The 26,874-nt window shown below is 72.7% G+C and carries 25 protein-coding genes and 2 pseudogenes; 14 read left to right on the top strand and 13 right to left on the bottom strand.

Features of this window, described 5'->3' with window-relative positions; all coding sequences use genetic code 11:
- Positions 1-305: 305 nt before the first annotated feature.
- From ACFU97_RS35820 to ACFU97_RS35795, 6 genes are all read left to right on the top strand, one after another.
- Positions 306-1,748 carry a family 2B encapsulin nanocompartment shell protein gene (locus tag ACFU97_RS35820; RefSeq protein WP_384264881.1) on the top strand — a complete coding sequence of 481 codons (1,443 nt, stop codon included), beginning with the start codon at positions 306-308 and terminating at the stop codon, positions 1,746-1,748.
- A gap of 14 nt (positions 1,749-1,762) precedes the next feature.
- Positions 1,763-2,812, top strand: a complete 1,050-nt coding sequence (locus tag ACFU97_RS35815) for a family 2 encapsulin nanocompartment cargo protein terpene cyclase (RefSeq protein ID WP_384264879.1) — start codon at positions 1,763-1,765, stop codon at positions 2,810-2,812.
- 48 nt (positions 2,813-2,860) lie between these two features.
- Positions 2,861-3,739: a geranyl diphosphate 2-C-methyltransferase gene (locus ACFU97_RS35810; protein WP_384264877.1), complete on the top strand. Its 879-nt coding sequence runs from the start codon at positions 2,861-2,863 to the stop codon at positions 3,737-3,739.
- A 235-nt stretch (positions 3,740-3,974) separates the two neighbouring features.
- On the top strand, positions 3,975-4,649 hold the full coding sequence (locus tag ACFU97_RS35805; RefSeq protein WP_384264875.1) for a response regulator transcription factor: 675 nt from the start codon (positions 3,975-3,977) through the stop codon (positions 4,647-4,649).
- A gap of 29 nt (positions 4,650-4,678) precedes the next feature.
- The gene (locus ACFU97_RS35800) at positions 4,679-6,340 is read left to right on the top strand and encodes an ATP-binding protein (protein ID WP_384264873.1); all 1,662 of its coding nucleotides are present in this window, start codon (positions 4,679-4,681) and stop codon (positions 6,338-6,340) included.
- Positions 6,341-6,422: 82 nt separating this feature from the next.
- Positions 6,423-7,334 (top strand): SGNH/GDSL hydrolase family protein, encoded by a 912-nt coding sequence (locus ACFU97_RS35795; RefSeq protein ID WP_384264871.1) that lies wholly within the window; start codon positions 6,423-6,425, stop codon positions 7,332-7,334.
- Here ACFU97_RS35795 and ACFU97_RS35790 read toward each other — a convergent pair.
- The 7 genes and pseudogenes from ACFU97_RS35790 to ACFU97_RS35760 all read right to left on the bottom strand — a co-directional run.
- Positions 7,297-7,965 carry a TetR/AcrR family transcriptional regulator gene (locus ACFU97_RS35790; protein ID WP_384264869.1) on the bottom strand — a complete coding sequence of 223 codons (669 nt, stop codon included), beginning with the start codon at positions 7,963-7,965 and terminating at the stop codon, positions 7,297-7,299. The two genes, ACFU97_RS35795 and ACFU97_RS35790, sit on opposite strands and share 38 nt — an antisense overlap.
- Positions 7,962-9,968 carry a CocE/NonD family hydrolase gene (locus ACFU97_RS35785; RefSeq protein ID WP_384264867.1) on the bottom strand — a complete coding sequence of 669 codons (2,007 nt, stop codon included), beginning with the start codon at positions 9,966-9,968 and terminating at the stop codon, positions 7,962-7,964. Before ACFU97_RS35785 ends, ACFU97_RS35790 begins: the two co-directional genes overlap by 4 nt.
- Positions 9,965-11,746 (bottom strand): dipeptide ABC transporter ATP-binding protein, encoded by a 1,782-nt coding sequence (locus ACFU97_RS35780; RefSeq protein ID WP_384264865.1) that lies wholly within the window; start codon positions 11,744-11,746, stop codon positions 9,965-9,967. The genes ACFU97_RS35785 and ACFU97_RS35780 overlap by 4 nt, the downstream gene beginning before the upstream one ends.
- Positions 11,746-12,636 carry an ABC transporter permease gene (locus tag ACFU97_RS35775; RefSeq protein ID WP_384264863.1) on the bottom strand — a complete coding sequence of 297 codons (891 nt, stop codon included), beginning with the start codon at positions 12,634-12,636 and terminating at the stop codon, positions 11,746-11,748. Before ACFU97_RS35775 ends, ACFU97_RS35780 begins: the two co-directional genes overlap by 1 nt.
- Positions 12,633-13,589 carry an ABC transporter permease gene (locus tag ACFU97_RS35770; RefSeq protein WP_384264944.1) on the bottom strand — a complete coding sequence of 319 codons (957 nt, stop codon included), beginning with the start codon at positions 13,587-13,589 and terminating at the stop codon, positions 12,633-12,635. Before ACFU97_RS35770 ends, ACFU97_RS35775 begins: the two co-directional genes overlap by 4 nt.
- A gap of 2 nt (positions 13,590-13,591) precedes the next feature.
- A complete protein-coding gene (locus ACFU97_RS35765; protein WP_384264943.1) occupies positions 13,592-14,533 on the bottom strand; it encodes an ABC transporter substrate-binding protein in 942 nt (313 codons plus the stop codon).
- 71 nt (positions 14,534-14,604) lie between these two features.
- Positions 14,605-15,174 (bottom strand): annotated as a pseudogene (locus tag ACFU97_RS35760) (ABC transporter substrate-binding protein); the annotation flags it as partial.
- A 163-nt stretch (positions 15,175-15,337) separates the two neighbouring features.
- Here ACFU97_RS35760 and ACFU97_RS35755 point away from each other — a divergent pair.
- Complete coding sequence (locus ACFU97_RS35755; protein ID WP_384264861.1) at positions 15,338-15,823, top strand: hypothetical protein; 486 nt, start codon at positions 15,338-15,340, stop codon at positions 15,821-15,823.
- Between the two features lie 140 nt (positions 15,824-15,963).
- Positions 15,964-16,356, top strand: a pseudogene (locus ACFU97_RS35750) (LamG-like jellyroll fold domain-containing protein); the annotation flags it as partial.
- Between the two features lie 165 nt (positions 16,357-16,521).
- Here the strand turns inward: ACFU97_RS35750 and ACFU97_RS35745 are convergent.
- On the bottom strand, positions 16,522-17,004 hold the full coding sequence (locus ACFU97_RS35745) for a VOC family protein (RefSeq protein WP_384264859.1): 483 nt from the start codon (positions 17,002-17,004) through the stop codon (positions 16,522-16,524).
- Positions 17,005-17,128: 124 nt separating this feature from the next.
- Between ACFU97_RS35745 and ACFU97_RS35740 the strand changes: the two genes are divergently transcribed.
- The 3 genes from ACFU97_RS35740 (at position 17,129) to ACFU97_RS35730 (ending at position 19,768) form a co-directional block, all read left to right on the top strand.
- Complete coding sequence (locus ACFU97_RS35740; RefSeq protein ID WP_384264857.1) at positions 17,129-18,355, top strand: epoxide hydrolase family protein; 1,227 nt, start codon at positions 17,129-17,131, stop codon at positions 18,353-18,355.
- Between the two features lie 170 nt (positions 18,356-18,525).
- Complete coding sequence (locus tag ACFU97_RS35735) at positions 18,526-19,164, top strand: ATP-dependent Clp protease proteolytic subunit (protein ID WP_384264855.1); 639 nt, start codon at positions 18,526-18,528, stop codon at positions 19,162-19,164.
- Position 19,165: 1 nt separating this feature from the next.
- Positions 19,166-19,768: a ClpP family protease gene (locus ACFU97_RS35730; protein ID WP_384264853.1), complete on the top strand. Its 603-nt coding sequence runs from the start codon at positions 19,166-19,168 to the stop codon at positions 19,766-19,768.
- Positions 19,769-19,789: 21 nt separating this feature from the next.
- On the opposite strand, the gene ACFU97_RS35725 is transcribed toward ACFU97_RS35730, so the two are convergent.
- Entirely contained in the window at positions 19,790-20,191 is a 402-nt protein-coding gene (locus ACFU97_RS35725; RefSeq protein WP_384264851.1) for a helix-turn-helix domain-containing protein, read from the bottom strand.
- Between the two features lie 46 nt (positions 20,192-20,237).
- Between ACFU97_RS35725 and ACFU97_RS35720 the strand changes: the two genes are divergently transcribed.
- Positions 20,238-21,053, top strand: a complete 816-nt coding sequence (locus ACFU97_RS35720) for a class I SAM-dependent methyltransferase (protein WP_384264941.1) — start codon at positions 20,238-20,240, stop codon at positions 21,051-21,053.
- A 183-nt stretch (positions 21,054-21,236) separates the two neighbouring features.
- Entirely contained in the window at positions 21,237-22,124 is an 888-nt protein-coding gene (locus ACFU97_RS35715; protein WP_384264849.1) for an RNA polymerase sigma factor SigF, read from the top strand.
- Positions 22,125-22,176: 52 nt separating this feature from the next.
- Here the strand turns inward: ACFU97_RS35715 and ACFU97_RS35710 are convergent, their stop codons facing one another.
- Together ACFU97_RS35710 and ACFU97_RS35705 are read right to left on the bottom strand one after the other, a co-directional pair.
- On the bottom strand, positions 22,177-22,632 hold the full coding sequence (locus tag ACFU97_RS35710; RefSeq protein ID WP_384264847.1) for an ATP-binding protein: 456 nt from the start codon (positions 22,630-22,632) through the stop codon (positions 22,177-22,179).
- Positions 22,633-22,736: 104 nt separating this feature from the next.
- Positions 22,737-23,870 carry a DUF6777 domain-containing protein gene (locus tag ACFU97_RS35705; RefSeq protein ID WP_384264845.1) on the bottom strand — a complete coding sequence of 378 codons (1,134 nt, stop codon included), beginning with the start codon at positions 23,868-23,870 and terminating at the stop codon, positions 22,737-22,739.
- A 181-nt stretch (positions 23,871-24,051) separates the two neighbouring features.
- Between ACFU97_RS35705 and ACFU97_RS35700 the strand changes: the two genes are divergently transcribed.
- A complete protein-coding gene (locus ACFU97_RS35700) occupies positions 24,052-25,341 on the top strand; it encodes a streptophobe family protein (RefSeq protein WP_384264843.1) in 1,290 nt (429 codons plus the stop codon).
- Here ACFU97_RS35700 and ACFU97_RS35695 read toward each other — a convergent pair.
- Both ACFU97_RS35695 and ACFU97_RS35690 read right to left on the bottom strand, forming a co-directional pair.
- Positions 25,338-26,330, bottom strand: coding sequence for a serine/threonine-protein kinase (locus ACFU97_RS35695; protein WP_384264841.1), 993 nt, complete (start codon positions 26,328-26,330; stop codon positions 25,338-25,340). The genes ACFU97_RS35700 and ACFU97_RS35695 overlap by 4 nt on opposite strands.
- Positions 26,320-26,868 carry a hypothetical protein gene (locus tag ACFU97_RS35690; RefSeq protein ID WP_384264840.1) on the bottom strand — a complete coding sequence of 183 codons (549 nt, stop codon included), beginning with the start codon at positions 26,866-26,868 and terminating at the stop codon, positions 26,320-26,322. The genes ACFU97_RS35695 and ACFU97_RS35690 overlap by 11 nt, the downstream gene beginning before the upstream one ends.
- Positions 26,869-26,874: the final 6 nt, after the last annotated feature.

Below are 26,874 nucleotides of genomic sequence, written 5' to 3'. Positions count from 1 at the left end.
GCGCGACGAGGGCCGCGGGGGGCGCGCGGTGCGCCGTGTCCGTGAGGTGGCCGTGCGCCCTGTACGCCGGAGCGGGGAGGGATGATCACCGGCGCGCGATCACGTCGCCGACGCTCCGCCGCCTCGTCCGCGGAGTTTGCGCCTCCGGGCCGTGAAGCCGCCCCCCTCGCGCCGTACCGCGTGGCGATCACAACTGTTTGGCTTTTACATGCGGTTCGTATCCGTCGGCCGCCACGAAGTCGCCTTCCTCTCCGACCACTCCGTTCACCCCTGTACCTCGCCATGTGCATCCCCAGGGAGGGAATGTGTCCGCCCCCGAAAGCGCCTCCGGTCCCGCCACCGAGGAACCCGTCCCCGAACCCGACGGTCAGGCGCAGCTCACCAGTCTCAGCACCCAGGCGGCGCGCCAGCTCACCACGACGACCAAGTCCGAACCGCAGATGCAGGCCATCAGCTCGCGCTGGCTGCTGCGGTCGCTGCCCTGGGTGGACGTCAAGGGCGGCACCTACCGGGTCAACCGGCGGCTGCAGCTGCGCATCGGGCGCGGCCGCGTGCAGTTCGAGCAGAACGGCGCCGACGACATCAAGGTGATCCCGGAGACGCTCACCGAACTGCCGGTGCTGCGCGGCTACTCCGAGACCGACGTCCTCAGGGAGGTGGCGACCCGCTTCCGGGTGCGCGAGGTGCGGGCCGGGCAGGTGCTGTTCGAGGCCGGCCAGCCGGTCACCGAGGCGTATCTCGTCGTGCACGGCAGGTTCACCCGCTACGCCGCCGGCAAGTACGGCGAGGAGGAGATCATCGGGGTCGTCACGGACGGCGACCAGATGGGCGACGAGGCCATCGGGCAGTCCGACCCGCTGTGGCTGAGCTCGGTGCGGGCGGAGACGGCCGGCGTGGTGCTGGTGCTGCCCTGGGACGTCGTCACGGAGCTCACCGAGCGGGTGCCGTCCCTCGCGGCGCATCTGGCGGCGTTCGCGGAGCGGCAGAAGCTGCCGATGAACCGCAAGGGCGAGGCGGACGTGCCCGTGCAGGCCGGCCACGTCGGCGAGCACACGCTCGACGGCGGTTTCGTGAACTACGAACTCGCCCCGCGCGAGTACGAGTTGTCACTCACCCAGACCGTGCTGCGGGTGCACACCCGGGTCGCCGACCTCTACAACGACCCGATGAACCAGACCGAGCAGCAACTGCGCCTGACCATCGAGGAGATCCGCGAGCGCCAGGAGTGGGAGCTGGTCAACAACCGGGAGTTCGGGCTGCTGGCCAACGTCGACTACGGCCAGCGCATCAGCACCTTCACCGGCCCGCCCACCCCGGACGACATGGACGAACTGCTCGCCATGCGCCGGAAGACCAAGGTGTTCCTCGCCCATCCGAAGGCGATCGCCGCGTTCTTCCGGCAGTGCAACCGGCGGGGTCTGGTGCCGGGCACGGCCACCGTCGAGGGGCACGAGATCCCGGCCTGGCGCGGGGTCCCGATCTTCCCCTGCAACAAGATCCCGGTCAGCCCCCAGCACACCAGCAGCATCATCGCGCTGCGCACCGGGGAGAGTGACCAGGGAGTGATCGGCCTGTACCAGACGGGCATCCCGGAGGAGTACCAACCGGGCCTGAACGTACGGTTCATGGGCATCGACACGGCCGCGATCATCCGCTACCTGGTGACCGCCTACTACTCGCTGGCCATCCTGGTGCCGGACGCCGCGGGAATCCTGGAGAACGTCCAGCTCGGCCGGACGGCCGACTGAGGGTGGAGCACGCCATGAGTACGCCCGCCTCCCCGGCCGCGCTGCCGGGGCCGCCCAACCTGGCCCGGAGCGTGCGGGCCCGCCGGACCGGGGCGATCCCCGGCCTGCGGTACCGGCCCGTCGCCCCCGCCGATCCGGCCAAGGTGGAGGAGGTCGACACGAGACTGGAGGCCTGGGCCCACGACCTCGACCTGTTCCCCAAGGCGTGGTCGGGGGACTTCTCGGGCTTCCAGTTCGGCCGGGCCGTGGTCCTGCAGCATCCCGCGGCGGCCGACATGGAGCGGCTGACCGCCGCGGGCAAACTGCTGCTGGCCGAGAACCTGGTCGACAGCTGCTACTGCGAGGAGGACGAGGGCAGGGGCGCCGCCCGCCGCGGCCTCGGCGGCCGGCTGATCCTGGCCCAGTCGGCTCTCGACCCCTTCCAGGGTCCGCCGCTGCTGCAGGAGCAGTGGGCGCGGGGCGTGCAGGCCGACGGTCCGCTGCGCTCGTACCACTGGGCGCTCAAGGACTACGCCGCCGTGGCCACGCCCAGCCAGACCGACCGTTTCGTGCACGACATCGCCCGGCTGCACCTCGGCTATCTCGCCGAGGCGGCGTGGGCGGAGACCCGGCATGTGCCGCAGGTCTGGGAGTACCTGGTGATGCGGCAGTTCAACAACTTCCGTCCCTGTCTGTCGATCGTCGACGCGGTGGACGGCTACGAACTGCCCGAGCAGGTCTACGCCCGCCCGGAGATCCAGCGCATCACCGCCCTCGCCTGCAACGCCACCACCATCGTCAACGACCTGTACTCCTTCACCAAGGAGCTGGCCGGCGATCCCACCCACCTCAACCTGCCGCAGGTCGTCGCCGCCAACGAGCGGTGCGGGCTGAAGGCCGCGTATCTCAAGGCCGTCGACATCCACAACGAGATCATGGAGGCGTTCGAGGAGGAGTCCGTCCTGCTCGCCGCCACCTCTCCGCCCGTGGAGCGCTACGCCCAGGGGCTGTCCGACTGGGTGGCCGGGAACCACGAGTGGCACGCCACCAACACCCACCGCTACTCCCTGCCCAACTACTGGTAAAAGCAGCGCTACTGGCGTCATGTCAGCCGTACTACAAGGAGTCATCTGTTGACCATCGCCCCCGACGCCGACACCACGGCGGCACCGGTGCCGACCCAGTCCAGGTACCAGAACCGCGTCGCCGACTACTGGAACGCCGAGGAGAATCCGGTCAACCTCGAGCTGGGCAAGCTCGACGACCTGTACCACCATCACTACGGCATCGGCGACGCCGACCGCTCCGTGCTCGACGAGGCCGACCCGGCGCGCCGGCGGGAGCGGATCACCACCGAACTGCACCGCCTGGAACACGCCCAGGCCGAACTGCTGGCCGGCCACCTCGGTCCGCTCTCCCCCGCCGACCGTGTCTTCGACGCCGGCTGCGGGCGTGGCGGCGGCAGCGTCGTGGCCCATCTGCGCCACGGCTGCCAGGCGGACGGCGTGACCATCTCGGCCAAGCAGGCCGCGTTCGCCAACGAGCAGGCCCGCAAGCGGGGCATCGACGGCCAGGTGCGCTACCACCACCGCAACATGCTCGACACCGGCTTCGAGACCGGTGCCTACGCCGCCTCGTGGAACAACGAGTCGACCATGTACGTCGAGCTGGACCTGCTGTTCGCCGAGCACGCCCGGCTGCTGCGCCGGGGCGGGCGCTACGCGGTGATCACCGGCTGCTACAACGACGCCTACGGCCAGGCGTCCCGCGAGGTGTCCCTCATCAACGCCCACTACATCTGCGACATCCATCCGCGCTCGGAGTACTTCCGGGCGATGGCCCGCAACCGCCTCGTCCCCGTCCACGTCCAGGACCTCACCGCCGAGGCCATCCCCTACTGGGAGGTGCGCCGGCAGGCCGACCATCTGGTCACGGGCATCGAGGACACGTTCCTCACGGCGTACAAGAACGGCAGCTTCCAGTACCTGCTGATCGTCGCCGACCGGATCTGACGCCTCGCCGTCACACCGGAGGCGCGTTCAGGCTCTGGTGAAGCGCGTTCCGGCACGGGCTCGTGCGATGGTTGTGGCATCCCCGCATCGCGCGAGCCCGTGCCGGAACTCCCCCGGGCGGCTCCCCCTTGAACCGTGGGCATTTACTGTTCTACCTTCGCCACATGGTCGGGACATCAACGCCCGCTCACCAGGGACACAACTGGTGGCCGGCAGATGGGCCGGGTGATGCGGCATGCGTCCGCACCTCGCTCTGATCGAGGACGACCCCGACTTCGCACTGATGTGCCGTTCCTATCTCGAGCGCACGGGCTTCACGGTCACCTGGGCCATGGACGCACGCGCCGGAAAAGCCGTTCTGTACGAGGGCGGTGTCGACCTCGCCGTCCTCGATCTGGGGCTGCCGGACGGCAGCGGCCTGGAGCTGCTGCGGGCGCTGCGGTCCACCAGCCGGCTGCCGGTCATCGTCGTCACCGGCCGCGGCGCGGAGGCCGACCGGGTGGCGGGCCTGGAGATCGGCGCGGACGACTACCTGGTGAAACCCTTCTCGCAGCGGGAGCTGGTGGCCCGCATCCGGGCCGTGCTGCGCCGCTCGCAGCCACCGGAGCTGCCGAGCGTGCTCCAGGTGGGCGCGCTGCGCATCGACTGCGCGGCCCGCCAGGCGTCCGTCGGCGGCGACCCGCTCACGCTGCGCCCCAAGGAGTACGCGCTCCTGGAGATGCTGGCCGCCGCGCCGGGCCGGGTGTTCTCGGCCGAGCAGTTGCTGGAGCGGATCTGGGACGCCTCCTGGCAGCAGCAGGCGACCGTCGTGGAGCACGTGTACCGGCTGCGCGGCAAGCTCGCCCGGTCGTCCGGGCCGGCCCCGCGGATCACCACGGTGCGCGGCTACGGCTACCGCCTCGACCCCTGAGAGACCGCACCGGACGCGGAGGTCCGCCCATGCCCGACGCCCCGGACTTCCGGAGCCTGTTCGACGCGACGCTCTCCCCGCTGCTCATCCTCGACCCCGGCTTCACGATCGTCGAGGTCAACCGCGCCTATCTGGCGGCCACCCGCTCGGACCGCAGCATCGTCGGCCGCCCGATCTTCGACGCGTTCCCCGACAACCCGGACGACCCCTCGGCCGACGGCGTCGCCAATCTGCGCCGTTCGCTGGAGACGGTGGCGGCGAGCGGCCGTACCGACACGATGGCCCTGCAGCGCTACGACATACCCAACGGCGAGGAGGGCGGCTTCAGCGAGCGGTACTGGAGCCCGGTCAACACGCCGGTCCTGGGCGACGACGGGCGGGTGCGGTACATCATCCACCGGGTCGAGGACGTCACGGACTTCGTGCGCCAGCGCCGGGTCGGCCGGGAGCAGCAGCGGGCCGCTGCCGAGGCGCAGATGCGGGCCGAGGGGATGGAGATCGACCTGTTCGTACGGGCGCGGGAGATCCGCGAGGTGAACGAGCAGCTGAGCCGGGCCAACGCCGAACTCGCCGCGGCGGGGCGCCGGTTGCGGGAGGAGCAACAGGCCAAGGACCGCTTCATCGCCACGCTCTCGCACGAGCTGCGCAACCCGCTGGCCGCGGCGACCGCGGCCACCGAACTGCTCGCCCTCGACATGCCGGAGGGCCATCCGGCGCTGTCCGTCCTGGAGCGGCAGCTGGGCATCCTGGCGCGGATGAGCAACGACCTGCTGGACGGCACGCGGGCGGTGACCGGACGGCTGGAGCTGGTGCGGGACCCGGTCGACCTGCGCTCCGTCGTGCACGGCGCATGTGCCGACATCAGCGGCCTGTTCGGGCACGAGGGCCGCACGCTCGGCGTCGTGCTGCCGGCCGAGCCGGTGCTGGTCGACGGCGACCGGCTGCGGCTCGCCCAGGTGCTGACGAACCTGCTGTCGAACGCCCTCAAGTACACCCGGCCGGGCGGCCACACGCAGGTGGGGCTGACGGCCGCGGACGGCCGGGCGCGGCTGACCGTGCGGGACGACGGCATCGGCTTCGAACCCGCCCAGGCCGAGGAGCTGTTCGGGGTGTTCATGCGGGCGGCACCGGCCGGCCCGGACACCCCCGAGGGCCTGGGGCTGGGACTGGCGGTGGCGCGGACGATGGTGGAGCTGCACGGCGGCGTGATCAGCGCGCACAGCGACGGACCGGGCAAGGGCGCGGCCTTCACGGTGCTGCTGCACACGACCGGCTCCGCGGGCCCGCGGCACTCCCGCCCGCCGGCCGTCCCGAGCGCTCCCCGCAGGCTGGGCCTGCTGATCGTCGAGGACAACGCCGACCTGGCCGAGACCTACCGCACGCTCCTGGCGCGCCAGGGCCACGACGTCACGGCGGTGCACTCGGGCCGGGACGCCCTCGCCGCCACCGAGGCCCGCTCCTTCGACGTCGTGCTGTGCGACCTGGGCCTGCCGGACATCGACGGGTACGCGGTGGCGCGGGCGATCCGCGCCCGGACGGGCGGTGACACACCGCGGCTGATCGCGGTGTCGGGGTTCAGCCAGGGCACCGACCGCGCGCTGTCCCGGGCGGCCGGGTTCGACGCCCATCTGGCCAAGCCGCTGCCGCTGACGGATCTGCTGGAGCTCCTGGAGCGGCTGGACGGTTCCTGAACTCACCTCTGTGACTTCCGTGTTGGGCCCGTGTGTGCTTGCCTGGTGAGCCGTTTTCGGTCGCCGGTGCAGGAGTCGCCGTATGCGGAAGCCGTGGATCGTGGGATCGCTGCTGGCCGGAGTGCTGCTGCTCGGTGCGTGCACCGATCCGTCGTCCGTGCCGCAGGCGCCGCCCTCCCCCGCGCCGCCGCAGGGGTCCGCCACCACGACCCACCAGCCGGCGCCCGCCTCCCCGGGCATTCCGGCGGTCCGGCCCCGGGTGCTCTATCTCGGGGACTCGCTGGCGATGGAGGCGCAGAACGTCCTCGGCGAGCAGCTCCGCACGGACCTGGGGGCGACGTACACCAGCGCCCCGTACTCGGGCACCACCCTGTGCGACTACCTCGAGGGCACCGGGAAGCGGTCCCTCGTGCCGGACGCGGACAAGGCGGCCGCGCTGGTGCGCGCCCGGCACCCGGACTACGTGGTGCTGCAGTTCTGGGGCAACGCGTGGGGCTACACCTGGTGCATGGACGGGATCACCTACAACGCCTCGCAGCAGCAATACTTCACGCGCTACCGCGCCGACCTGCGCCGGCTCACCGAGCAGATCGCCGCCGCGGGCGGAAGCAGGCGCCCGAAGATCGTGTGGGTGCTCCAGGGCCCGGACCCGATCACCCCCGACCGGGTCCGGCGGGTGAACGAGATGTACGGGCAACAGGCCGCCGCCTCGGGCGACCTGGTCTCCGACGCGGGCGCCGCGGTGAGTCCCGCCGGGGCCCGCTACACCTGGTCCCAGGACCTGCCCTGCACCGCCTACGAGCACCGGCACACCGCCTACTGCACCGACCCCGGCCGCGACCGCACCGCACTCCACTTCGGCAAGGACTACCTGCACTTCTGCCTGGCGCCGACGACCCCGACGCCGAGGCCGTGCCCGGCGCGCTCCCCCGGCATCCTGCGGATCGCCCGGGCGATCACGCGGACGGTCGCGGAAACAGTTCGCGCTCGATGAGCCGGTTGAGGTGCCGGCGGGCCTCCTCGGTGCTCAACGGGGGTGCCTGGCGCAGCCGTTGCAGTGCGAGCCCGTCGGCGAGGGCGGCGAAGCGGACGGTGAAGCCGTCGAGGTCGCCGCAGCTGAACTCCCCGTCGGCGACGCCTCGTTCGGCCAGTTCGCGGATCTGGCGGTGCCAGGCCTGGTAGCGCTCGGCCTGGCCGCGGGCGAAGCCCTCGTCCGCGGCCTGCTCGCCCGCGGTCCAGTAGTCGAACCACATCCGCCAGTGCCGGTCGGTGTCCTCGGTGAACAGCGCGTCCACGAGCAGCCCGAGGGCCTCGGCGCCACTGGTCGCGTGCTCGGCGGCCTCGTGCAGGGCGGCGTAGTAGCGCTCGATGTGCAGCACCATGGCCTCGGAGAGGATCTCCTGCACGCTGCCGAAGTGGTAGGTGACGGTTCCGACGGACACCCCCGCCGCCGCGGCCACGTCGCGCACGCCGACCGACGTGTAGCCGCGCTCGGCGATGAGCGGGACGGCCGCCTCGACGATCAGGCGCCGGCGCACCTCGGTGGGCTGCCGGGTCCGGTCGGCGGCGGCGACCGCGCGGCGCGGGCCGCGCGCGCTCTGCCGGGGCTGTTCGGCGGCCGTCATCCCGACGTCCTCGGGGTGGTGCGGTGCCATGCGCGCTCGGCCACTGTCTCTCCGTCCGCCCGTGCTTCGATACGGCTGTCCATGATGAAGTCCGCGGCCGTGGCGCGCAGCTCCGTGCGCGTCATGATCTCAGCGTCCCAGTCGTCCCCGCGCCGCAGCCGGATGCACCACTCGGAGACGGCCCGTGCGGACAGCGGATCGCCGGTGCGGATGGTGTACGTCTCGCGGGCGCTCTCCTCGTAGCGCAGCCCGTCCGGGTACGTCCGGGTGCCGCCGTAGCCGGGATCGACCTCCAGCGTCCATTCGCCCCGGGCGACGTCGTGCGAGACCAGCCGCTCGGGGCGCGGGTCGGCGGGCACGTCGTGGACCACGGGCATGGGGGGCGCCTGCTCCGGTTCCTCGAAGCGGACGGGTGCCTCGTCGACGGGGTCGCGGACGGGCAGCAGGACGGCGCTGGCGGCGGGCACCACGTGCAGCGCGCCGCGTTCGGCGTGCGGCCACACCCACGGCCAGTACGTGTCGGAGACGGCGACGCGGACGCGGTGGCCGGGCGGGAAGGCGTACCCGATGCCGTTGAGGTCGAACTCGACGTCCTCGTACGTGCCGGGGGTCCACTCGACGGCCCGGTCCCGCCCGTGCCTGCTGAGCAGGTTGAGCACGCCCCGGGTGACCAGCGTGGAGGAGCCGTCGGGGGCGACGTCGCACAGCCGGGCCACGACATGGGCCCGTGGTGCGGTGCTGTCGAGGCGGAGGCGGACCCGTGGGCGGCCGAGGATCTCGATGCGCCCGGTCAGGGGCGCGGAGTCGAAGCAGACGGACCGCCCGTCCTCCTCGCGCTGGTCGGGCGGCAGGTCACCGGCGTTGCCGAACGGGAAGAAGCGGCCTGCGTCGAGCCCGGTGTGCTGCGGCGAGCGCACGAGGACGGGCTCGCGGCTCTCGCCCAGCGGCCGGGTGTCCCAAGTGACGTGCGGGCTGGGCCACTTCGCGTCGCTCACCCAGCGGCCCGGCATCTCCGCGTACGTCGGGGCGGGCGCGACGGGGCCACCCAGCCAGGCGCGCAGCAGCGGCTCCTCCATCACTCCGGTGTCGACGCCCTTGAGGTGCTGGTCCCACCAGCGCAGCGTCTCCTGGAGGAACCCGATCGCCGGTCCGGGCGGCAGGCCGCGGTCGGGGTACTGGTGCGACCAGGGGCCGACGATGCCCCGTACCCGGTCGCCGGGCAGGTGCTCCACGAGGCGCAGCACCGTGTCGCGGTACGGGTCGTGCCAGCCGCCGACCGCGAGCACGGCCGCGTCGACGGCACCGTAGTCCTCGCAGATGCTGCCGTGCTTCCAGTAGGCGTCGCGCCGCTGGTGCGCGAGCCAGGTGTGCAGGAAGGGTTCGAGAGCGTCGAGGCGCTCGCGCCACATGGGCAGCCAGCGGTCCGCGCCGACGTTCGCCGGGTCCGGCGGGCGGGCCGCGAAGGCGAGCATGGTGCCGGCCCAGGCGAGCATGTCGATGCCGAGGACGGCGCCGCCGGTGTAGTGGACGTCGTTGTCGTAGCGGTCGTCGGTCGAGCAGACCGTGACGACGGCCTTGAGCGGTTCGGGCGCGAGGGCGGCGATCTGCAGGGAGTTGAAGCCGCCCCAGGAGATGCCGAACATGCCGACCTTGCCGGTGCACCAGGGCTGCGCGGCAAGCCAGTTGACCACGTCGACGCCGTCGGCGAGCTCCTGGGCGTCATACTCGTCGCCGGGCGTGCCCTCGCTGTCGCCGTGGCCGCGGATGTCGACGCGGACGGAGGCGTACCCGTGCCCGGCGTACCAGGGGTGGCGCTGGGCGTCGCGCGGCGCGGTCCAGTCGCTCTTGCGGTACGGCAGGTACTCGAGCAGCGCGGGCACCGGGGCGGTGGCCGCGTCGGCCGGGCGCCAGATGCGGGCGTGCAGCCGGGTCGCGCCGTCGCGGGTGGGGATCCACACGTCCTCGCGGACGACCTGGTGCTCGAACCGGTCGCGGTACCTCACGAAACTCCTTCGGCGATCGAGGCGGACGAAGTGTCCGGGCCGTCCTGGGCGTCGGGTCCGTCCTGTCCGTCCTGGGCGGCTACGGGCCGCCAGCGGCGGACGCGGTGCCCGTGGCCGTGGTCGGTCCACAGGTCGCCGTCCTCGGCCGCGTCGGCCCATTCCCGGACTCGACCGGCGGGCGCCTGTGCGTCGGGATCGGGTTCGAGCGCGGCCGCCATCAGCCGGCAGGTGTAGGGGTGGCCGGGGTCGGCGAAGACGGCCTGGGTCGGGCCCTCCTCGACCACGACGCCGTCCCGCAGCACCACGACGCGGTCCGCGATGCCGCGCACCACGGCCAGGTCGTGGCTGATGAACAGACAGGCCAGCGCCCGCTCCCGGCGCAGGTCGTCGACCAGGCGGAGCACGTCGGCCTGCACCGAGACGTCCAGCGCGGTGGTGATCTCGTCGGCGACGAGCACGTCCGGCTCGCCCGCCAGCGCCCGTGCGATACCGATGCGCTGGCGCTGGCCGCCGGAGAGCTGGGCGGGCAGCCGGTCGGCGAGTGCGGGGTCGAGGCGTACGTCGGTGATGAGGCGGCGGGCGCGTTCGGCCGCCTCGCCCCGGGCCGCCGCCGTGCCGAAGAACCGTAGCGGGCGCCGGACCGCGTCCCCGACCGTGCGCCGGGGGTTGAGCGAGGTGTCCGCGTTCTGGAAGACCAGCTGCACCCGGCGGCGCAGGGACATCGGGCGCCGCCGGGCGGGCCGGGCCAGGTCGCCCGCCCCATGGGCCAGCGTGCCGCCGGACGGTGTGTGCAGCCCTGCCAGGGTCCAGGCCAGCGTGGACTTGCCGCTGCCCGACTCCCCCACCAGGGCGAGGACTTCGCCGCGCCGCACCTCGAACGAGACGCCGTCGACGGCGCGCGTCCTGCCGTGGTCGACGATGACGTCACGGGCGCAGACGGCGACGGCCGCGTCCTCGGGCACGACGGCCCGCGGCCGGATCTCCCGCTCCCCGCTCTCGGCCACCACGGCGAGACCGTCGTCGTCCAGCCGCGGCACGCTCGCCAGCAGCCGCCTGGTGTACGGCTCGCGCGCCCCGGAGAACAGCTGCCGGGTGGGGGCCGACTCCACGACCCGGCCCGACTGCAGCACGCACACCTCGTCGGCGAGGTGGGCGACGACGCCGAGGTCGTGGCTCACCAGCACGGCCGCCAGGCCGAGTTCGTCGCGCAGGGCGGCGATCAGGTCCAGCACGCCGCGCTGGGTGACCACGTCCAGGCCGGTCGTGGGCTCGTCGAGGACCAGCACCTTGGGGCGGGCCGCGATCGCCATGGCGATGGCGACACGCTGCTGCTGGCCGCCGGAGAGCTCGTGCGGATAGCGGCGGGCCAGCTCGGCCGGGCCCGGCAGCCGGACCTGCTCCAGCAGGTCGGTGACGGGGACGGTGCCGCCCGCCTCCTCGATCTGCCGGCCGACGCGCATGGAGGGGGTCAGTGCCTGGCCCGCGTTCTGGGCGACCAGGGCGACCGTCCCGCCGCGCAACCTCCGCAACTCCCGTGCGGGCAGCGCGAACACGTCCTGGCCGTCCACGTGGACCGAGCCGCCGGTGACCCGCGCGCCGTGGCGCAGATGCCCGAGCAGGGTCGCGGCGAGGGTCGACTTGCCGCTGCCGGACTCCCCGACCAGCGCGAGCGTCCGCCCGACGTGGGCGCGCAGCGACACCTCGTGCACCACGGGTACCTCACGGCCGCCCGAACGGTAGGCCACGGAAAGGGAGTCGACACGGACGAGCGGGTTCATCACAGGCCCTCCCTGACGCGGTCGACGCCCCATGTCCTGGACAGGCCGTCGGCGGCGAGGTTGAGTCCGATCACGAGCGTGGCCAGGGCGACGATCGGCGCGATGCTCGCCATCGGGACGACGGTGATGGCGGTGCGGTTCTCGGCGACCATCAGGCCCCAGTCGGGGGTCGGCGGGTTGGCGCCGAAGCCGAGGAAGGACAGCGAGGAGATCAGCAGGACGACCCAGGAGGCCCGCATGGCGAACTCGACGCACACCACGTCGACGATGTTCGGCAGGATCTCGCGGCGCAGGATCGGCCAGGTGCCCTCGCCGCGGGCGCGGGCGGCGGTGACGTAGTCGGCGGGTACGACGGCGAGGGCGGCGCCGCGCACGACCCGTACCACCTGGGGGACGAACACGACGGCGACGGCGAGGACGATGACCGCCCAGCCGGTGCCGAGCGCGGTGACCACGACCAGCAGCGCCAGGACCGCGGGGATGGACAGCACCGCGTCCAGCACCCGCCCCAGCACGTCGTCGAACCAGCCGCCGCGCAGGGCGGCCGCGCAGCCGACGACCGTGCCGAGGGCGACGGTCAGGACGGTGGCGGTGACGGAGACGCCGAGCGCGTACCGGCCGCCGTACAGCACGCGCGCGAGGACGTCGCGCCCGTACTGGTCGGTGCCGGCCCAGTGCGACCCGCTCGGGCCGAGGAGGGCGTGCGAGGCGTCGCTCGCGACGGGGTCGTAGGAGGTGAGGAGCGGGGCCAGCAGGGCGATCACGACGTGGACGGCGACGATCGCGAGGCCGGCGACGGCGGTGCGCGAGGAGCGCAGGGTGCGCCAGACGCGTGCCGCGGCGGGTGGGGCCGGGGCGGCGACCGGGGCTGCGGAGTCGAGCGCGGTCATCGGGTCCTCCCTCGGGTGCGGAGCCTGGGGTTGAGGGCCATGGCGCCGAGGTCGGCGGCGAGGTTGCACACGACGTAGACGACGGCGCTGATCAGGGCGATGGCCTGGACGACGGGCAGGTCCCGGTTCTGCACCGAGGAGAGCATCAGCTTGCCGATGCCGGGGTAGTTGAAGACGTTCTCGACGACGGCGACGCCGCCGAGCAGCCAGGCCACGTTGAGCGCGATCACGTGCAGGGTGGGCAGCAGCGCGCTGGGCAGGGCGTGCCGGGTGACGACCCGCCAGGTGGACAGGCCCTTGAGCCGGGCGGTGGTGACGAACTCGCTCGCCATCACGTCGATCACCGAGGTGCGGGCCATGCGGACGATGTAGGCGGCCATCACCACGGCGAGGGCGAGCGCCGGGAGCCAGACGGCGGGCAGCAGCCGGCCGACGGTGGCCTCGGGGCCGTAGAGGACGACGGCGGGGAACCAGGGCAGTGCGATCGAGAAGCACAGCACCAGGACCGTGGCCACGACGAACTCGGGGACGCTCATGCCGACGAGGCTGACCGTCGAGATGAGGTGGTCGGGCCAGCGGTCGCGGTGGAGGCCCGCGACGATGCCCAGGACCAGCGAGCCGGTCACCGCGAACAGGACCGTGATCACGGCGATGAGCGCGGAGTTGCCCAGGTACTGGGCGACTTCACCGCCCACCGCCTTGCCCGTGACGAGGGAGACGCCGAGGTCGCCGTGCAGGGCGCCCCACACCCAGTCGCCGTAGCGTTCCCAGGCCGGCTTGTCGAGGCCGAGGCTGCCGCGCAGCTGGGCGACGGCGTCCGGGGTCGCGTCCTTGCCGAGGACCTGGGTGGCCACGTCGCCGGGCAGTGCCTGCACGGCGAGGAAGACCAGCACGGAGGAGAGCAGCAGGGTGCCGAGCGCGGCCGCGGTCCGGCGGGCGACGAAGGACAGCATGCTCACGCCCCCTTCAGGCCGATGCCGAGATAGTCGAACTCGAAGCCGTGCTCGGCGTATCCGCGCACCTCGCGCGAGATGCCGACGAGCCGGTCCGCGAACATGGGCGTCATCGCGCCGCCTCTTTCGATCACCAACGTCTGTGCCCGGCCGTAGAGTTCACGGCGTCTGGCGTCGTCGGTCTCGGCGCGCGCCCGGTCCAGCACGGCGTCGAACTCCTTGTCGGACCAGGCGGTCTCGTTGTACGAGGAGCCGCTGCGGAAGATCTGGGTGAGGAGCTGGTCGACAGGGCGGCCGGTGTACCAGTACGTGGCCATCAGGGGCTTCTTCATCCAGATCTGCGTGTAGTACGAGTCCGCGGACGCCGTCCTGACCCGGACGCGGATGCCCGCCCGCTTCGCCGTGTCCTGGTAGGCGAGCGCCATCGGCGTGAAGAGGGGGTCGTACGAGGAGGTGTACAGGTCGACGGCGAGTCCCTCGTGGCCCGCCTTCTTCAGCAGGAACCGGGCCTGGTCCGGATCGTGCTGCGGATGGGCCGCGAGGTGCGCCGGGTCGTCGGGCGGCACCGGGTTGTCCCAGCCGGCCGTGCCCGCGCCCTGCAGAGCGGCCTTCACCACGTGCTCGGGGTCGTACGCGAGCTTCATGGCCTGCCGGACGCGGACGTCGGTGAAGGGCTTCTCGGTGGTGAGCATCGGCAGCACGTACCACTGGGCGTTCTTCACGCGCGCGATCGTGGCGCGGTCGGAGGCGGCGACGACGCGGGCGGTGGCGAAGTCCAGGTTCGTCTGGGACAGCAGGTCGACCTGGCCGGCGAGCAGGGCGTTGGAGCGGGCGGACATGTCGGCGACGGAGTAGAAGTCGATCGCGTCGAGGACCGGGCGGCCCGCCCAGTGGTCCCGGTAGGCGGTGACACGGCCGGGGCCGGCCGGTGCGAAGGACTCCAGCCTGAAGGGGGCCCGGTGCCGATGCCGGTGCGGCCGGCGGCCCGCCCGCCGCCGTCGGGGACGACGTAGCAGTTGTAGTGCGTGAGCAGGCTCGGGAACTCGGCGTTCGGGGTCTTCAGCGGGACGACGAGGGTGTGGGCGTCGGGTGTGCGCAGCCGCTTCGGGTCGACGAGTGGGGCGAGCACGGACGCCTGCGGGGAGGCCGTCGCCTTGTCGAGGATGTGGCGCAGCGTGTAGGCGGCGTCGGCGGAGGTGAAGGCGCGGCCGTCGTGGAAAGTGACGCCCTTGCGCAGCCGGAAGGTCCAGGTGCGCGCGGCGCCGTCCGGTTCCCAGGACTCGGCCAGGTCGGGCGCCGGTGTGCCGTCGGGGCCGATGCGGACGAGCCGGTTGTAGAGGGCGCCCAGGTATTCGTAGGCGGACAGGGAGCTCGCGGGGTCGAGGGTCTCGGCGTCGGAGGCGGGCGGCCGGGCGATCCGCAGGGTGCCGCCGCGGTCGGGTGCGCCGCGCAATGCGGCGGCCGGCACCGCGGGGGCGGCGTCGGCGCCCGTACAGCCGGTCAGCAGCCAGGACGCACCGAGCGAGGCCGCGGCGGCGCCCGCGGCGAGCACCGAGCGGCGCCCCGGCTGGTGGATGTCGGGCATGGACCGACCGCCCCTCTCGCTATTCGTTCAGCGGAACGATTGAGTGAAGTGCGTGAACGATAACCAGCCCGCGGTGCCCCGCCAACCCTTCGGGCGCGGAAATTCACCATCGGAAACAGAGGCGTTACCGGGAACGCCGGGCGGGCGGAGCCTCTGGAGTCCCGTGGTCTGCCGCCGGGTGATGCCCTGCTCGGGCCAGACGACCTGCGAGCGGGCCGCCCACCGTCTGCGGATCCGCATCCCCTCCTGGGCCTCGGGCGCCCGCGCCATCCTCAACGGCCGTGCGCTGCCCGACCGTCCGGAACCGGGCAGCCTGCTCTCCCTGGACCGCGCCTGGCGCACCTGCGACCGGATCGAGGTCACCCTGCCGATGCGCACGGTCGTCGAGGCGACCCCCGACGATCCCGACGTCCAGGCGGTGCTGCACGGCCCGGTGGTGCTCGCCGGCCCACGGCGACCGGGCGAACCCCTGGCTGCCCCGCCTCGACGTCGGCTCGGTCGAGCAGCGGTCGCCCCACCGCGCTTCACCGCCCGCGCGGACGGCGAGGACGTGACCCTGCTGCCGGTCGCCCGCGTCCACCACCAGCACTTCTCGGTGTACTGGCTCACCGGCGAACCCCCGCCCCCGCCGCCGGAGTTCGCGGCCTGACACCGCTTCGACGAGACGTCAGGCACCGTCGCGGCGCACGCGACCGGCAACGGCAGGACGGCCCGGCTCCCGGGCGGGGGCCTCCTGGTCGGCGTCCGGGAAGCTCGGCGGGGCGGTGGCGCTGGACGGCACGGACGGCCATGTCGCCCTCGCCGAGGACCTGTTGGCCGGAGCGTCCGCCTACTCCCTCGCCGCATGGGTGCGGCTCGACGGCGGCCGGGCCCCTGGAGCCGGATCTTCGACGTCGACACCGGCGTCACGCCGACCTGCTCCTGACCCCGCTCAGCGGTGACGGCACGCCGCGGTACGCGATCACCGCGAGCGGTGCGGGCGCCGAACAGCGCATCGACGCCGACCCGTTGCCCACCGGCCGGTGGATGCACGTGGCGGTGGCCTACGGCGGCGGAACCGCCGAGCTGTACGCCGACGGCACCGAGGCGGGCCGCAACGCACAGGTCACCGTGGAGCCACGGCACTTCGGCAACCGCATCCGCGCCGGCTACGTCGGCGGGCCGCGGTACGCCGACCCGTATCTCAAGGGCCAGGTCGACGACTTCAGGGTGTACGGCAAGGCGCTGAGCGCCGCCGAGGCGGCGGCGCCGGCGCAGGCACCGTCCGCGTCACGGGCGGGCGGACACGGCCGGTCCGCCCGCCCGGTGGCGGCGGGCCGGCCGTCAAGCCGGCGCGGCAGGACGGCGTCACTCGCCCGTGTAGGCCTTCTCCAGCGCGGCGATGTCGAGCTTGCCCATGGAGAGCATCGCCTGCATCGCGCGCGACGACTTCGCCGTGTCGGGGTCGCTGATCATCTCGTCCAGCCGCTCGGGGATGACCTGCCAGGAGACGCCGTAGCGGTCCTTCAGCCAGCCGCAGGGGCCGGGCTCGCCGCCGCCCTCGGTGAGCTTGGTCCAGTAGTAGTCGATCTCCTCCTGGTTCTGGCAGAACATCTGGAAGGAGATCGCCTCGGTGAACTTGAACTGGGGGCCGCCGTTCAGGGCGACGAACCGGTGGCCGTTGATCGTGAACTCGACGGTCAGCACGGTGCCCGCCGGCTGCATGGCGCCCTCGGTGTAGTGCGACACCCTGCCGACGCTGGAGTTCTTGAAGACCGAGACGTAGTAGTGGGCGGCCTCCTCGGCCTGGCCGTCGAACCAGAGACACGTGGTGAATCCGTCGGTGGTCATGTCTTCTCCTCGTGGGGCGCGAAACGCGGTCACCTCTAACGACTGATGCCTGCCACGGAACTCATCGGTGGACGGGCCGGTTAATCCGGATGGCCGCGGCACCTACCGGAACTACGCTCCGCACATGACGTCTTCGCCTGCCGACACGGCAGAGAACGCAGAGCCCTCCGCCGGCATCCGGCCCTTCCGCCTCGACATCCCGCAGAGCACCCTCGACGACCTGCACCACCGCCTCGACCTCACCCGCTGGCCCGACGAGCTGCCCGGCACCGGCTGGTCGTACGGCGTACCCGCCGACTACCTGCGTGAACTCGCCACGTACTGGCGTCACTCCTACGACTGGCGGGCCGCCGAGGCAGAGCTCAACCGGCTGCCGCAGTTCACCACCACCATCGACGGCTCGACCGTCCATTTCGCCCACATCCGCTCCCCCGAGCCCGACGCGACCCCGCTGATCCTCACGCACGGCTGGCCCGGCTCGATCGTGGAGTTCCTGGACGTGATCGGGCCGCTCACCCATCCCGCGGCGCACGGCGGCGACCCGGCCGACGCCTTCCACCTCGTGATCCCGAGCATCCCCGGCTTCGGGCTGTCCGGCCCGCCCGCGGACACCGGCTGGGAGGCGGGCCGCGTCGCCGACGCCTGGGCCGAGCTGATGAGGCGGCTCGGCTACGAGCGGTTCGGGGCGCAGGGCGGCGACTGGGGCGCCGCGATCTCCCGCGAGCTGGGCCGGGCGCACCCCGACCGGGTGACCGGGGTCCATCTCAATCTGCTTCCGGGCGGGCAGCAGCTCACCGAGCCGACGCCGGAGGAGCTGGACGAGCTCGGCACGGAGGAGCAGGAGCGGGCGCTGCTGTCGTGGCGCCGGTGGAGCGAGTGGTCGCGCGAGGGCACCGGCTACGCCATCCTGCAGTCCACCCGGCCGCAGACCGTGGCGTACGCCCTGACCGACTCGCCCGTCGGCCAACTCGCCTGGATCGTCGAGAAGTTCCAGGAGTGGACGGACTCGCCGCTGCTGCCCGAGGAGGCCGTAGACCGGGACCGGATGCTCACCAACGTGATGCTGTACTGGCTGACCGGCACGGCCGGTTCCGCCGGCCGCATCTACTACGAGCGCGCGCACGCCACGGGCCGCCAGGCTCTGCCCACCGAGCCGTCGGCCGCGCCCACCGCGCTCGCGGTCTTCCCGGCCGAGCCCCAGCTCCCGCTGCGGCACAAGGCGGAGCGCACGGAGAACCTGGTGCGCTGGACAGAGTTCGACCGCGGCGGTCACTTCGCGGCGATGGAGGAGCCGGACCTGCTGGTCGGCGACGTGCGGGCGTTCTTCCGGCAGCTGCGCGAGAAGGGCTGACACCGGTTTTCCGCGAGGACGGATGAGGCGGGCCCCGTCTGAGGGGACCGTGCCGGCGGGGCTCTGCCCGTGGCGAATCTGCCGCGGGCAGAGAAACGGCGTCGGCGGGCGCGGGCGGGCCAAGAGTGGAGTCGACGGCAACACGGCCCGACGCCCCGACAGGAGAGACCATGACTCCACTCACCGCCTTCTCGCCCCGCGCGGAGGAGGGCGACACCCCACCCAGCCGGTTCGACGACCATCTCGCGGCCCAACTCCTCGGCCAGCGCATCGTGCTCCTGGGCACCCAGGTCGACGAGGTCTCCGCGAACCGGGTCTGCGCCCAGCTGCTCCTGCTGTCCGCGGAGGACCCGCGCACCGACATCAGCCTGTACGTCAACAGCCCGGGCGGTTCGGTGCACGCGGGTCTGGCGATCTACGACACGATGCGGCTGATCCCCAACGACGTCTCGACCCTCGCGATGGGCTTCGCCGCGAGCATGGGCCAGTTCCTGCTGAGCGTCGGCGCGGCGGGCAAGCGGTACGCCCTGCCGAACGCGCGGATCATGATGCACCAGCCGTCGGCGGGGATCGGCGGCACCACCGCGGACATCGAGATCCAGGCGGAGAACCTGGAGCATACCAAGCGGACCATCGAGCGGCTCACCGCCGAGCACACCGGCCAGAGCCCGGAGACCATCTCGCGCGACGGCGACCGCGACCGCTGGTTCACGGCCGAGGAGGCCATGGAGTACGGCATGGTGGACCGGGTCCTGGACTCCCTCGCGGACGTCCGCCCGACCGCCTCGAAGCGACGGATGGGACTGTGACATGGGGAACTACACGATTCCGTACGTCATCGAGCGGACCGCGCACGGCGAGCGCTCCTCGGACGTCTTCAGCCGGCTGCTGTCCGAGCGGATCATCTTCCTCGGCACCGAGATCGACGACGGCGTCGCCAACGTCGTCATCGCGCAACTCCTCCATCTGGAGTCGGCGGCTCCGGAGAACGAGATCGCGATCTACATCAACTCCCCCGGCGGATCCTTCACCTCGCTGATGGCGATCTACGACACGATGACCTTCGTGCAGGCGCCGATCTCGACGTTCTGCGTCGGCCAGGCGGCCTCCACGGCGGCCGTGCTGCTGGCCGGCGGCGATCCGGGACGGCGGTTCGTCCTGGAGCACGCGCGCGTGCTGCTCGGCCAGCCGGCCTCCGGCGGCCGGCAGGGCACGGTCTCCGATCTCGCCCTGCAGGCCAAGGAGATGGTCCGGATCCGCTCCCAGGTGGAGGAGGTGCTCTCCCGCCACACCCACCACGACATCGCGACCCTGCGCGCGGACATGGACCGCGACAAGGTCTTCACCGCGCAGGACGCGGTCGCCTACGGCCTGGCGGACGAGGTGGTCAGCCGCCGCCTGGTGACGGTCTGAGACGCCGGTCCGGCCGCGCGGTCAGGCCGCCAGGCACAGACCGTTGTTGCGCGGGGTGGAGGTGGTCCGGCTGCGGCCCTGGCTGTGGCTGGTGATCCGGACGAGTTCGCCCTGGGCCCGGGACAGCAGGTCGCCCAGGCCGAGGCCCAGGGCGTGGGCGGCGGCCGCGAGGACCTCCGAGGAGGCCTCCTTGCGGCCCCGCTCCACCTCGGAGAGGTAGGGCATGGAGATCCGGGCCTCGTCGGCCACCTCCTTCAAGGTGCGCTCCTGGGCGAGGCGTTCGCGCCGCAGGACGTCGCCGACCAGGTCGCGCCAGAGGGGTTCCCTGGGCGGCCGCCGCACGGGCGGGGAGGCGACGGGGCGCGCGCCCTGCGAGGGGCGCAGCTCGATGACTCGGGCTTCGTTCGGCGCTTGGCTGCTCACCTTCCCAGCCTAAATTCCGTCGCCGTGATGGGAAGAGATCGGCATTCTGCCCTGGGTGGAATCACGCAGGGCGGAGGATGCGGTGACGGCGTTGCGGGAGACGTTCAACGAGGATGCCGAGCTCTACGACCGGGCGCGCCCGCGGTATCCCCGCGCCCTGGTCGGCGAGCTGGCCCGTGCGGCGGGACTCGGGCCGGACAGCAGCGTCCTGGAGATCGGGCCGGGCACCGGCCAGCTCACCGTCGCGCTGGCGGAGTCGGGCTGCCGCATCACCGCGGTGGAACTGGGCGACGCGATGGCGGGGGTGGCCCGGCGGCGGCTGGCCGCGTTCCCGCGCGTGGACGTGCGGGTCGCCGAGTTCGAGAGCTGGGACCTGCCCGCCGAGCCGTTCGACCTGGTGGTGTGCGCCACCGCCTTCCACTGGATCGACCCGGCGGTCCGGCTGGTCAAGGCGGCCCGGGCACTGCGTCCCGGCGGGCGTCTCGCCCTCGTCGTCACGGAGCATGTCGCGGGCGGCAGCGTGGAGTTCTTCGCGCAGGCCCAGCGCTGCTACGAGCGCTGGGATCCGGACACACCGCCGGGCCTGCGCCTGCTGCCGGCGTCGGAGATGCCGGCGGGCACCGGGGAGCTGCTGGACTCGCCGCTCTTCGAGCACGTCGTCGCGAGCCGGTACACCCAGGACATCACCTACACCACCGACCAGTACATCGACGTGCTGCGCACCTACTCGGGCCACCGCGCGCTGGACGAGGGCGCGCGGCGCGGTCTGCTGACCTGCCTGCGCGAGCTGATCGACACACGGCACGGCGGGAATGTCACCAAGCGCTATCTCCACGAACTGATCGTCACCGAACGTGCATGAGAGTGGCGTTCTCGTCACCACATGTGACCGATGACCGGCTTTCGCCGTCCGATGTGAGCCGGACCGGAATCCGCGGGGCATGCTCCGGCGGTTGCCGGGTACCCGCTCCCACGTAGAGCCCGATGCAGATCAAATAGATATCGATGTACGCATACGTCGATCCGTGACTTCGTGGGAGAGGGAATGGACACCGCCGTGGAACGGTCGGACGCACAGGTGACCGTGGGGGTCGCTGGCGTCGGCACGGATGACGGACCACTGCCGGGCATCGAGGAGCCGAGGGCCGTGGCGCCGCGTGACGCGCGGGCGCTGTCCCGGCAGTTCTTCCAGCGACTGACGGAGCTGGAGGAGGGCACGCACGAGTACCAGTACGCTCGCAACACCCTGATCGAGATGAACATGTCGCTGGTGCGGTTCGCGGCCGGACGCTTCCGCGGGCGCGGTGACGACATGGAGGACATCGTCCAGACCGGAATGATCGGCCTGATCAAGGCGATCGACCGGTTCGAGCTGTCCCGCGAGGTCGAGTTCACCTCGTTCGCGCTGCCGTACATCGTCGGCGAGATCAAGCGCTTCTTCCGCGACACCACCTGGGCCGTCCACGTGCCGCGCCGGCTTCAGGAACTGCGGGTCGAACTGGCCAAGGCGCGCGAGGAACTGGCCAGCCGGCTGGACCGCGATCCCACGGTCCCCGAGCTCGCCACCTTGATGAACATCCCGGAGAACGAGGTCGTCGAGGCGCAGATCGCCTCCAACGGCTACAACTCCTCGTCCCTGGACGCCGCGCTCACCGGCGACGGGCCGGAGAGCGGCGAGGCCGTGCTGGCCGACTTCATCGGTGTGGAGGAGGACGGGCTGCGGCTCGTCGAGGACTTCCAGTCGCTCGCCCCGCTCATGGCGGAACTCGACGAACGGGACCGGCAGATCATCCACATGCGGTTCGTGGAGGAGGCCACGCAGGCGGAGATCGGTGAGCACCTCGGCTGCTCGCAGATGCACGTGTCCCGGCTGATCAAGCGGATCATCGCACGACTGCGCGAGGGGATGCTCGGAGAGCTCGGCTGCGTCTGAGGGCAGGCACCGTACGTGACCGCCGGGGTCGTAGCGCAGGCGCCTTCGGCGGTCACTCGCGGACGAGCTTGACCACCGCGCACACCCGCTTGCCGACCGGGACCCGCTCCACGGTGACGCGCTCGGCCAGGGCGTGCACGATCTCCAGTCCGTGCCGGCCGACCCGCTCCGGGTCACGGGGGAAGCGGCGCGGCAGGGCCGCGCTGCTGTCGTAGACCCAGATGCTCACCGATGTGTCCGTGCCTTCGAGCTCGAGGATGTACGGGCCGTTGCTGTGCCGGTCGGCGTTGGTGACCAGCTCGCTCACGACCAGAAGCACCTCCTCGACGGCGCGGTCCTCGATCCTGGCGCACCACTCGGTCCTGAGCTGGTCCACGAAGTGCGCGGTGAAGGAGCGTGCCTCGGCGATGCATCCCTGCTCGCCGGTGTAGTGCGCCGCCCGCCGTAGCGGTTCCACGGGCACGTCGAAACCAGTCGGTATCACTGCCCCGCCCACGTGCTCGATCATGCATGTCTCTCTCGGAAGCCGGCCAGGCCGGACGCTGCTGCATCATGCTCGTACCCCGAGGCGCGTCCCGCAGTCCCCCTTCCGGCCGTTGTGTCCCCTTAGGCTCAGGACGCCGGTGATGCGGGGGAGGTTGCGGGCGTGTCCGGCGGGCTGGTGACGGGCTCGGAGGACGGCGGCTCGGAGCTGGGTGCCGAGGAGGACTCGGAGGGCGCGGTCGACGTGGCCGGACAGGGAGTTGAGCCGTTGTCCGCACCCGGCGAGGACACGCACGCGGAGGGCGACGAGGACGCCGTCGAGGTGGACGCGCTCACGGACGGAGAGGGCTTCGCGGGTGGCCGGGTCCGGTGGTCATGGTGGCCGGTATCACCTCGCTGCCGGGCGATCCACTCGCCGTTGGCGGGGTCGTAGAGGACGAAGACGTCGATGATCTGTGGGGCGGGGTCGACCACGACCACGTGCGAGGGGCGGTACGACGGCCAGGAGTCGCCGGTCGGCCTGGGCGTGGTCTTCAGGGCGACCGGCGGGGTCAGCGGGTTGCCGCAGGCGCAGCGCACGCGCGGCACGCCGCGGCCGTCGACGAGCACGGCGGTGCCCGCCTGGAGGACCGCCTGGTAGGCGGTCGCGGAGCCGTTGCGGTAGCCGTGGTTGGTGACGCGGGTGTCCATGCGCAGCTGCACGGGGGTGAGGGCGCGGAGGTAGGCGGGGACCTGGGCCGGGGCGATGCCCTCGACCGAGGCGAACGCCTTGTTCTTGGCCGGATCCGCCCCCAGCGCCTTGATCTGCCGCTCGACGTCGCAGCTGGCGACGTCGCGGGTGCCGCCGTACAGGCCGGGGGCGTTGCCGTCGACCTGCCGCACCGCGCTGGCGGGCGCCGAGCCGGTGGCCGGGGAGGCCGAGGCGGGCGGGGTCGAACTGTTCTCGGCGGTGGACTGTGTGAACGGCTCGGGGCCGGTCTTGCCCGCGGCCTGGAGGAAGAGCTCCCCGCCGTGCCCGGAACCGTCGGGCCGGGTGAGCAGCACGCCGAGCACCACGGCGGCGACCACGACGGTGGCGAGTACGGCGACACGGGGCGCCGACCTCCACCAGGGGCGGCGGGGCGGCGGCGAGGGCGTGCTGCCGCCGCCGCTGCCTCCGCCCGGAGGCTGCGAGGGCGGACCCGACGGCGGTTCGGACGGACCCGAGAGCGGACCGGACGGTGGTCCTGTGGGGCGGCCGGAGGACGGCGGTTCGACGCTCACGAGCTCTCTCCCGACACGGCTTCGGTGCGGCCGGCCACGCATCTGGTCAAGCTTGTGGCGATATGTGCCGCTTTCTTACCTGCCGACCCCATTGTGTGTCGCGGTCCCGTCCCGCCCGCAAGCCGACGCGGACGGACCTCCCGGCGGGCGGGGTGCGCGGACGCTGCTTAGCGTGGCGAGCGTGAGCCCGCGAACCCCCTCCCCGGACGTCGCCCGTCATGGCTGGCCGCAGGCGCTCGCCGCGGTGCTGGCCGCGCTGATCGCCATGTGGGGCATCGCCGCCATGGGGCTGCTGGCGGCCGGAGCGGGCGGCCTGCCGGACGGGGCGTTCCCCCGGGTCGTCACGGCGACCGTGGTCACCGCCGTCGGCGGCACGGTCGAGCTGTCCGGGAACGCGGGTGCGCTGGCCGAGTCCGCGGCCGGGATCACGGTGATGCCACTGTCGGTCACGCTGGCCGGGGCACTCGTCCTCGCGGCGGGCTTCCTGCGCCCGCTGCGGCACCGGGCGGTCGCGGGCGCCCCGGAACTCGCGGGCTGGGCCGCCAGGATCGCGGTGCTGTGGGTGATCGCCCTGCTCGGCATGGCCTTCGCCGCCCGCCAGACCTTCGCGGTGTCCCTGGGCAGCGGAACCCTCGGCGACCTCGGCGACGTCTTCGGCCTCTCCCCGAAGGTGGGGTTCACCACCGACGTGCCGCTGACCGTGCTCTTCGGTGTCCTGTGGCTGGCCGGTGTGCTGGTGCTCGCTCTGCTGGTCTCCCCCGCGGCCCCGCTGCCGGGGCGGCTGCTGCGCTTCCAGGAGTCGGTGCGCCCGGCGGCGTACGCCATGGTCGCCCTGCTGCTCGCGTTCGTCGCCGTCGGATCGGTGATCGCGCTGGTCGTCGCCGCGACCCGCGGGCACGCCGCGGAGACCGTGGCGGTGATCCTGCTGGGCCTGCCGAACGTGGCCTGGCTCGCGTTCACACTGGGCCTCGGCGCCACCTGGACCGGCCGGGTGCAGGGCCCGTTCGGGCTGCCCATGCCGCACGTCCTCGACGAGGTGCTGCGGACCAAGGACGTCTCCACGCTCAACGTGCACACCCTGGCCCAGTACGACGGCCGGGTGTGGTGGCTCGTGGTGGTCGACGCGGTCCTGCTGATGGCCGCCGCCTTCTCGATGGCGACCCGCTCCCCCGCGCGCATGCGCGCCTGGCAGCACGCCCTGCACATGGCGGTCGCCCTCGCGCTGACCGTCCTCATGATCTGCCTGGTGGGCCGGGTCTCCGCCCACTACGGCCTGTCGCTGCTCGGCATCGGGGACCTGGGGGGTGGCCTGTCCGGCGAACTGTTCCTGAAGCCCCAGGTGTGGGGCGCGCTGGGCCTCGCCCTGCTGTGGGGCCTGGTGACCGGCTTCCTCGGCGCGCTCCTGGCGCGGCCCGTCCGGCGGCGGGGCGAGGCCGGGAAGCCGGAGGACGTGCGGGCGCCGGCCGGCTAGAGCCGGTCCCGGAAGACCGGCTCGGCCCAGCGCGGCGGCGGCTCGGGGCCCACCTCGCGCGACTGCGGGAGGCGCAGGTCCACCTCCGTCTGCGGGTGGTCGCCCGGCGGGGTGCCCGTCAGGGCGGTGCGCAACGCGGTGACGAAGGCGCGGCAGGAGTCGTGCCGCCCGTCGGGGCTCTTCGCGAGGGCCCTGGCGAACACGGCGTCGGCCTCGGGGGCGAGGTCGGGCCGGAACTCCGTCAGCGCGGGCGGCCGGTCGTACTGGTGGGCCCAGAGCAGGGCCATGTCGTCGTCACGCCGGAAAGGCGGGCGCCCGGCGAGGGACTCGTAGACGACGCAGCCGAAGCCGTAGACGTCGCAGCGTCCGTCGACGGGCCGGCCGGAGATCTGCTCGGGGGCCACGTAGTCGAGGGTGCCGACGAACTGGCCGACGGACGTGAACCCGGTCAGCGACAGCGACTTCTTGGTCAGGCCGAAGTCCGTGAGGTAGGCGTGCTCGGGGTGGTCGCTGTCGGTGCCGCGGGCGACCAGGATGTTGCCGGGTTTCACGTCCCGGTGCACCAGGCCGTGCTCGTGCGCCGCGTCGAGCGCGGAGGCGACCTGCGCGGCGATGCGCAGCGCGACCTCGGGCGCGAGCGGGCCGCGCCGGTCGAGGAGATGGCGCAGGTCGCTGCCTTCGACGTAGCGCATGGCGATGTAGAGGACTCCGTCCGTCTCGCCCGCCTCGAAGACCGGCACGATGTGCGGGTGGTCGATGGCGGCGGCCGCCCGCGACTCGTGCGTGAAGCGGAGCCGGAAGGTGTCGTTGCGCGCAAGTTCGGGGGCGAGCAGCTTGAGGGCGACCGTCCGCTCCAGGCGCAGGTCCCGGGCGCGGTAGACGACGGCCATGCCACCGCGCCCGATCTCCCGCTCGATGCGGTAGCCCGCGACCTGGCGGCCGACCAGGTCGGAGGGGCGGCCCGCGAAGACGCTCGCGTCACGGGCCATCGGGTGTCACGACCTGGGTGGGCGCGTGGCCGCCCTCGGGCGCGGCCGCGTCCGGGGTGCCGTCGTCCGTGGCGTAGGTGCTCACGCGGGTGCCGTCGCCGTAGACCCATCGGCCCTGTTCGGTGTCGTACAGCCACACGTTCTCGCCGTCGACGACGATCCCGACGCGCAGTCCTCGTGTACGGCCGCGGAAGGACTCGCCGTCGAGGCCGCCGCGTGCGTGCTCCTCGACGGCGGTCCGGTAGCGGGCGAGGTTCTGTTCGGTGCGGGCGAGCAGGGGGCGCGGGTCGGCGGTGCGGGCCTGGGGGCCGCCGGCGGCGGGCGGGTCCTGGGGCACGGCGACCAGGTGGCGGCCGTCCACCCACGCCGACCAGCCGTTGGAGCACACCACGTGCGCCCAGTCGCCGCGCCGCTCGGCGAGCTGGACGGGCAGCAGCGGATCCAGCGGGACGGTCGGGCGGGCGGGGTCGGGGGACTCCCAGGCGGGCATGCCGTGCTGGGGGACGACGTGGGTGGGCCGGAAGCCGGGGTTCGTCATCGCCGG

The organism is Streptomyces sp. NPDC057616 (assembly GCF_042800575.1).
Taxonomy (GTDB): domain Bacteria; phylum Actinomycetota; class Actinomycetes; order Streptomycetales; family Streptomycetaceae; genus Streptomyces.
Note: the sequence above shows the minus strand (reverse complement) of the source record. Positions and strands in the feature narration are given on the sequence as shown.

Coding starts and splice junctions, on each gene's coding strand:
- ACFU97_RS35815 (WP_384264879.1), top strand. CDS start 1,763: ATGAGTACGCCCGCCTCCCCGGCCGCGCTGCCGGGGCCGCCCAACCTG.
- ACFU97_RS35805 (WP_384264875.1), top strand. CDS start 3,975: ATGCGTCCGCACCTCGCTCTGATCGAGGACGACCCCGACTTCGCACTG.
- ACFU97_RS35800 (WP_384264873.1), top strand. CDS start 4,679: ATGCCCGACGCCCCGGACTTCCGGAGCCTGTTCGACGCGACGCTCTCC.
- ACFU97_RS35795 (WP_384264871.1), top strand. CDS start 6,423: ATGCGGAAGCCGTGGATCGTGGGATCGCTGCTGGCCGGAGTGCTGCTG.
- ACFU97_RS35790 (WP_384264869.1), bottom strand. CDS start 7,965: ATGACGGCCGCCGAACAGCCCCGGCAGAGCGCGCGCGGCCCGCGCCGC.
- ACFU97_RS35780 (WP_384264865.1), bottom strand. CDS start 11,746: ATGAACCCGCTCGTCCGTGTCGACTCCCTTTCCGTGGCCTACCGTTCG.
- ACFU97_RS35775 (WP_384264863.1), bottom strand. CDS start 12,636: ATGACCGCGCTCGACTCCGCAGCCCCGGTCGCCGCCCCGGCCCCACCC.
- ACFU97_RS35770 (WP_384264944.1), bottom strand. CDS start 13,589: ATGCTGTCCTTCGTCGCCCGCCGGACCGCGGCCGCGCTCGGCACCCTG.
- ACFU97_RS35745 (WP_384264859.1), bottom strand. CDS start 17,004: ATGACCACCGACGGATTCACCACGTGTCTCTGGTTCGACGGCCAGGCC.
- ACFU97_RS35740 (WP_384264857.1), top strand. CDS start 17,129: ATGACGTCTTCGCCTGCCGACACGGCAGAGAACGCAGAGCCCTCCGCC.
- ACFU97_RS35735 (WP_384264855.1), top strand. CDS start 18,526: ATGACTCCACTCACCGCCTTCTCGCCCCGCGCGGAGGAGGGCGACACC.
- ACFU97_RS35730 (WP_384264853.1), top strand. CDS start 19,166: ATGGGGAACTACACGATTCCGTACGTCATCGAGCGGACCGCGCACGGC.
- ACFU97_RS35715 (WP_384264849.1), top strand. CDS start 21,237: ATGGACACCGCCGTGGAACGGTCGGACGCACAGGTGACCGTGGGGGTC.
- ACFU97_RS35710 (WP_384264847.1), bottom strand. CDS start 22,632: ATGATCGAGCACGTGGGCGGGGCAGTGATACCGACTGGTTTCGACGTG.
- ACFU97_RS35695 (WP_384264841.1), bottom strand. CDS start 26,330: ATGGCCCGTGACGCGAGCGTCTTCGCGGGCCGCCCCTCCGACCTGGTC.
- ACFU97_RS35690 (WP_384264840.1), bottom strand. CDS start 26,868: ATGACGAACCCCGGCTTCCGGCCCACCCACGTCGTCCCCCAGCACGGC.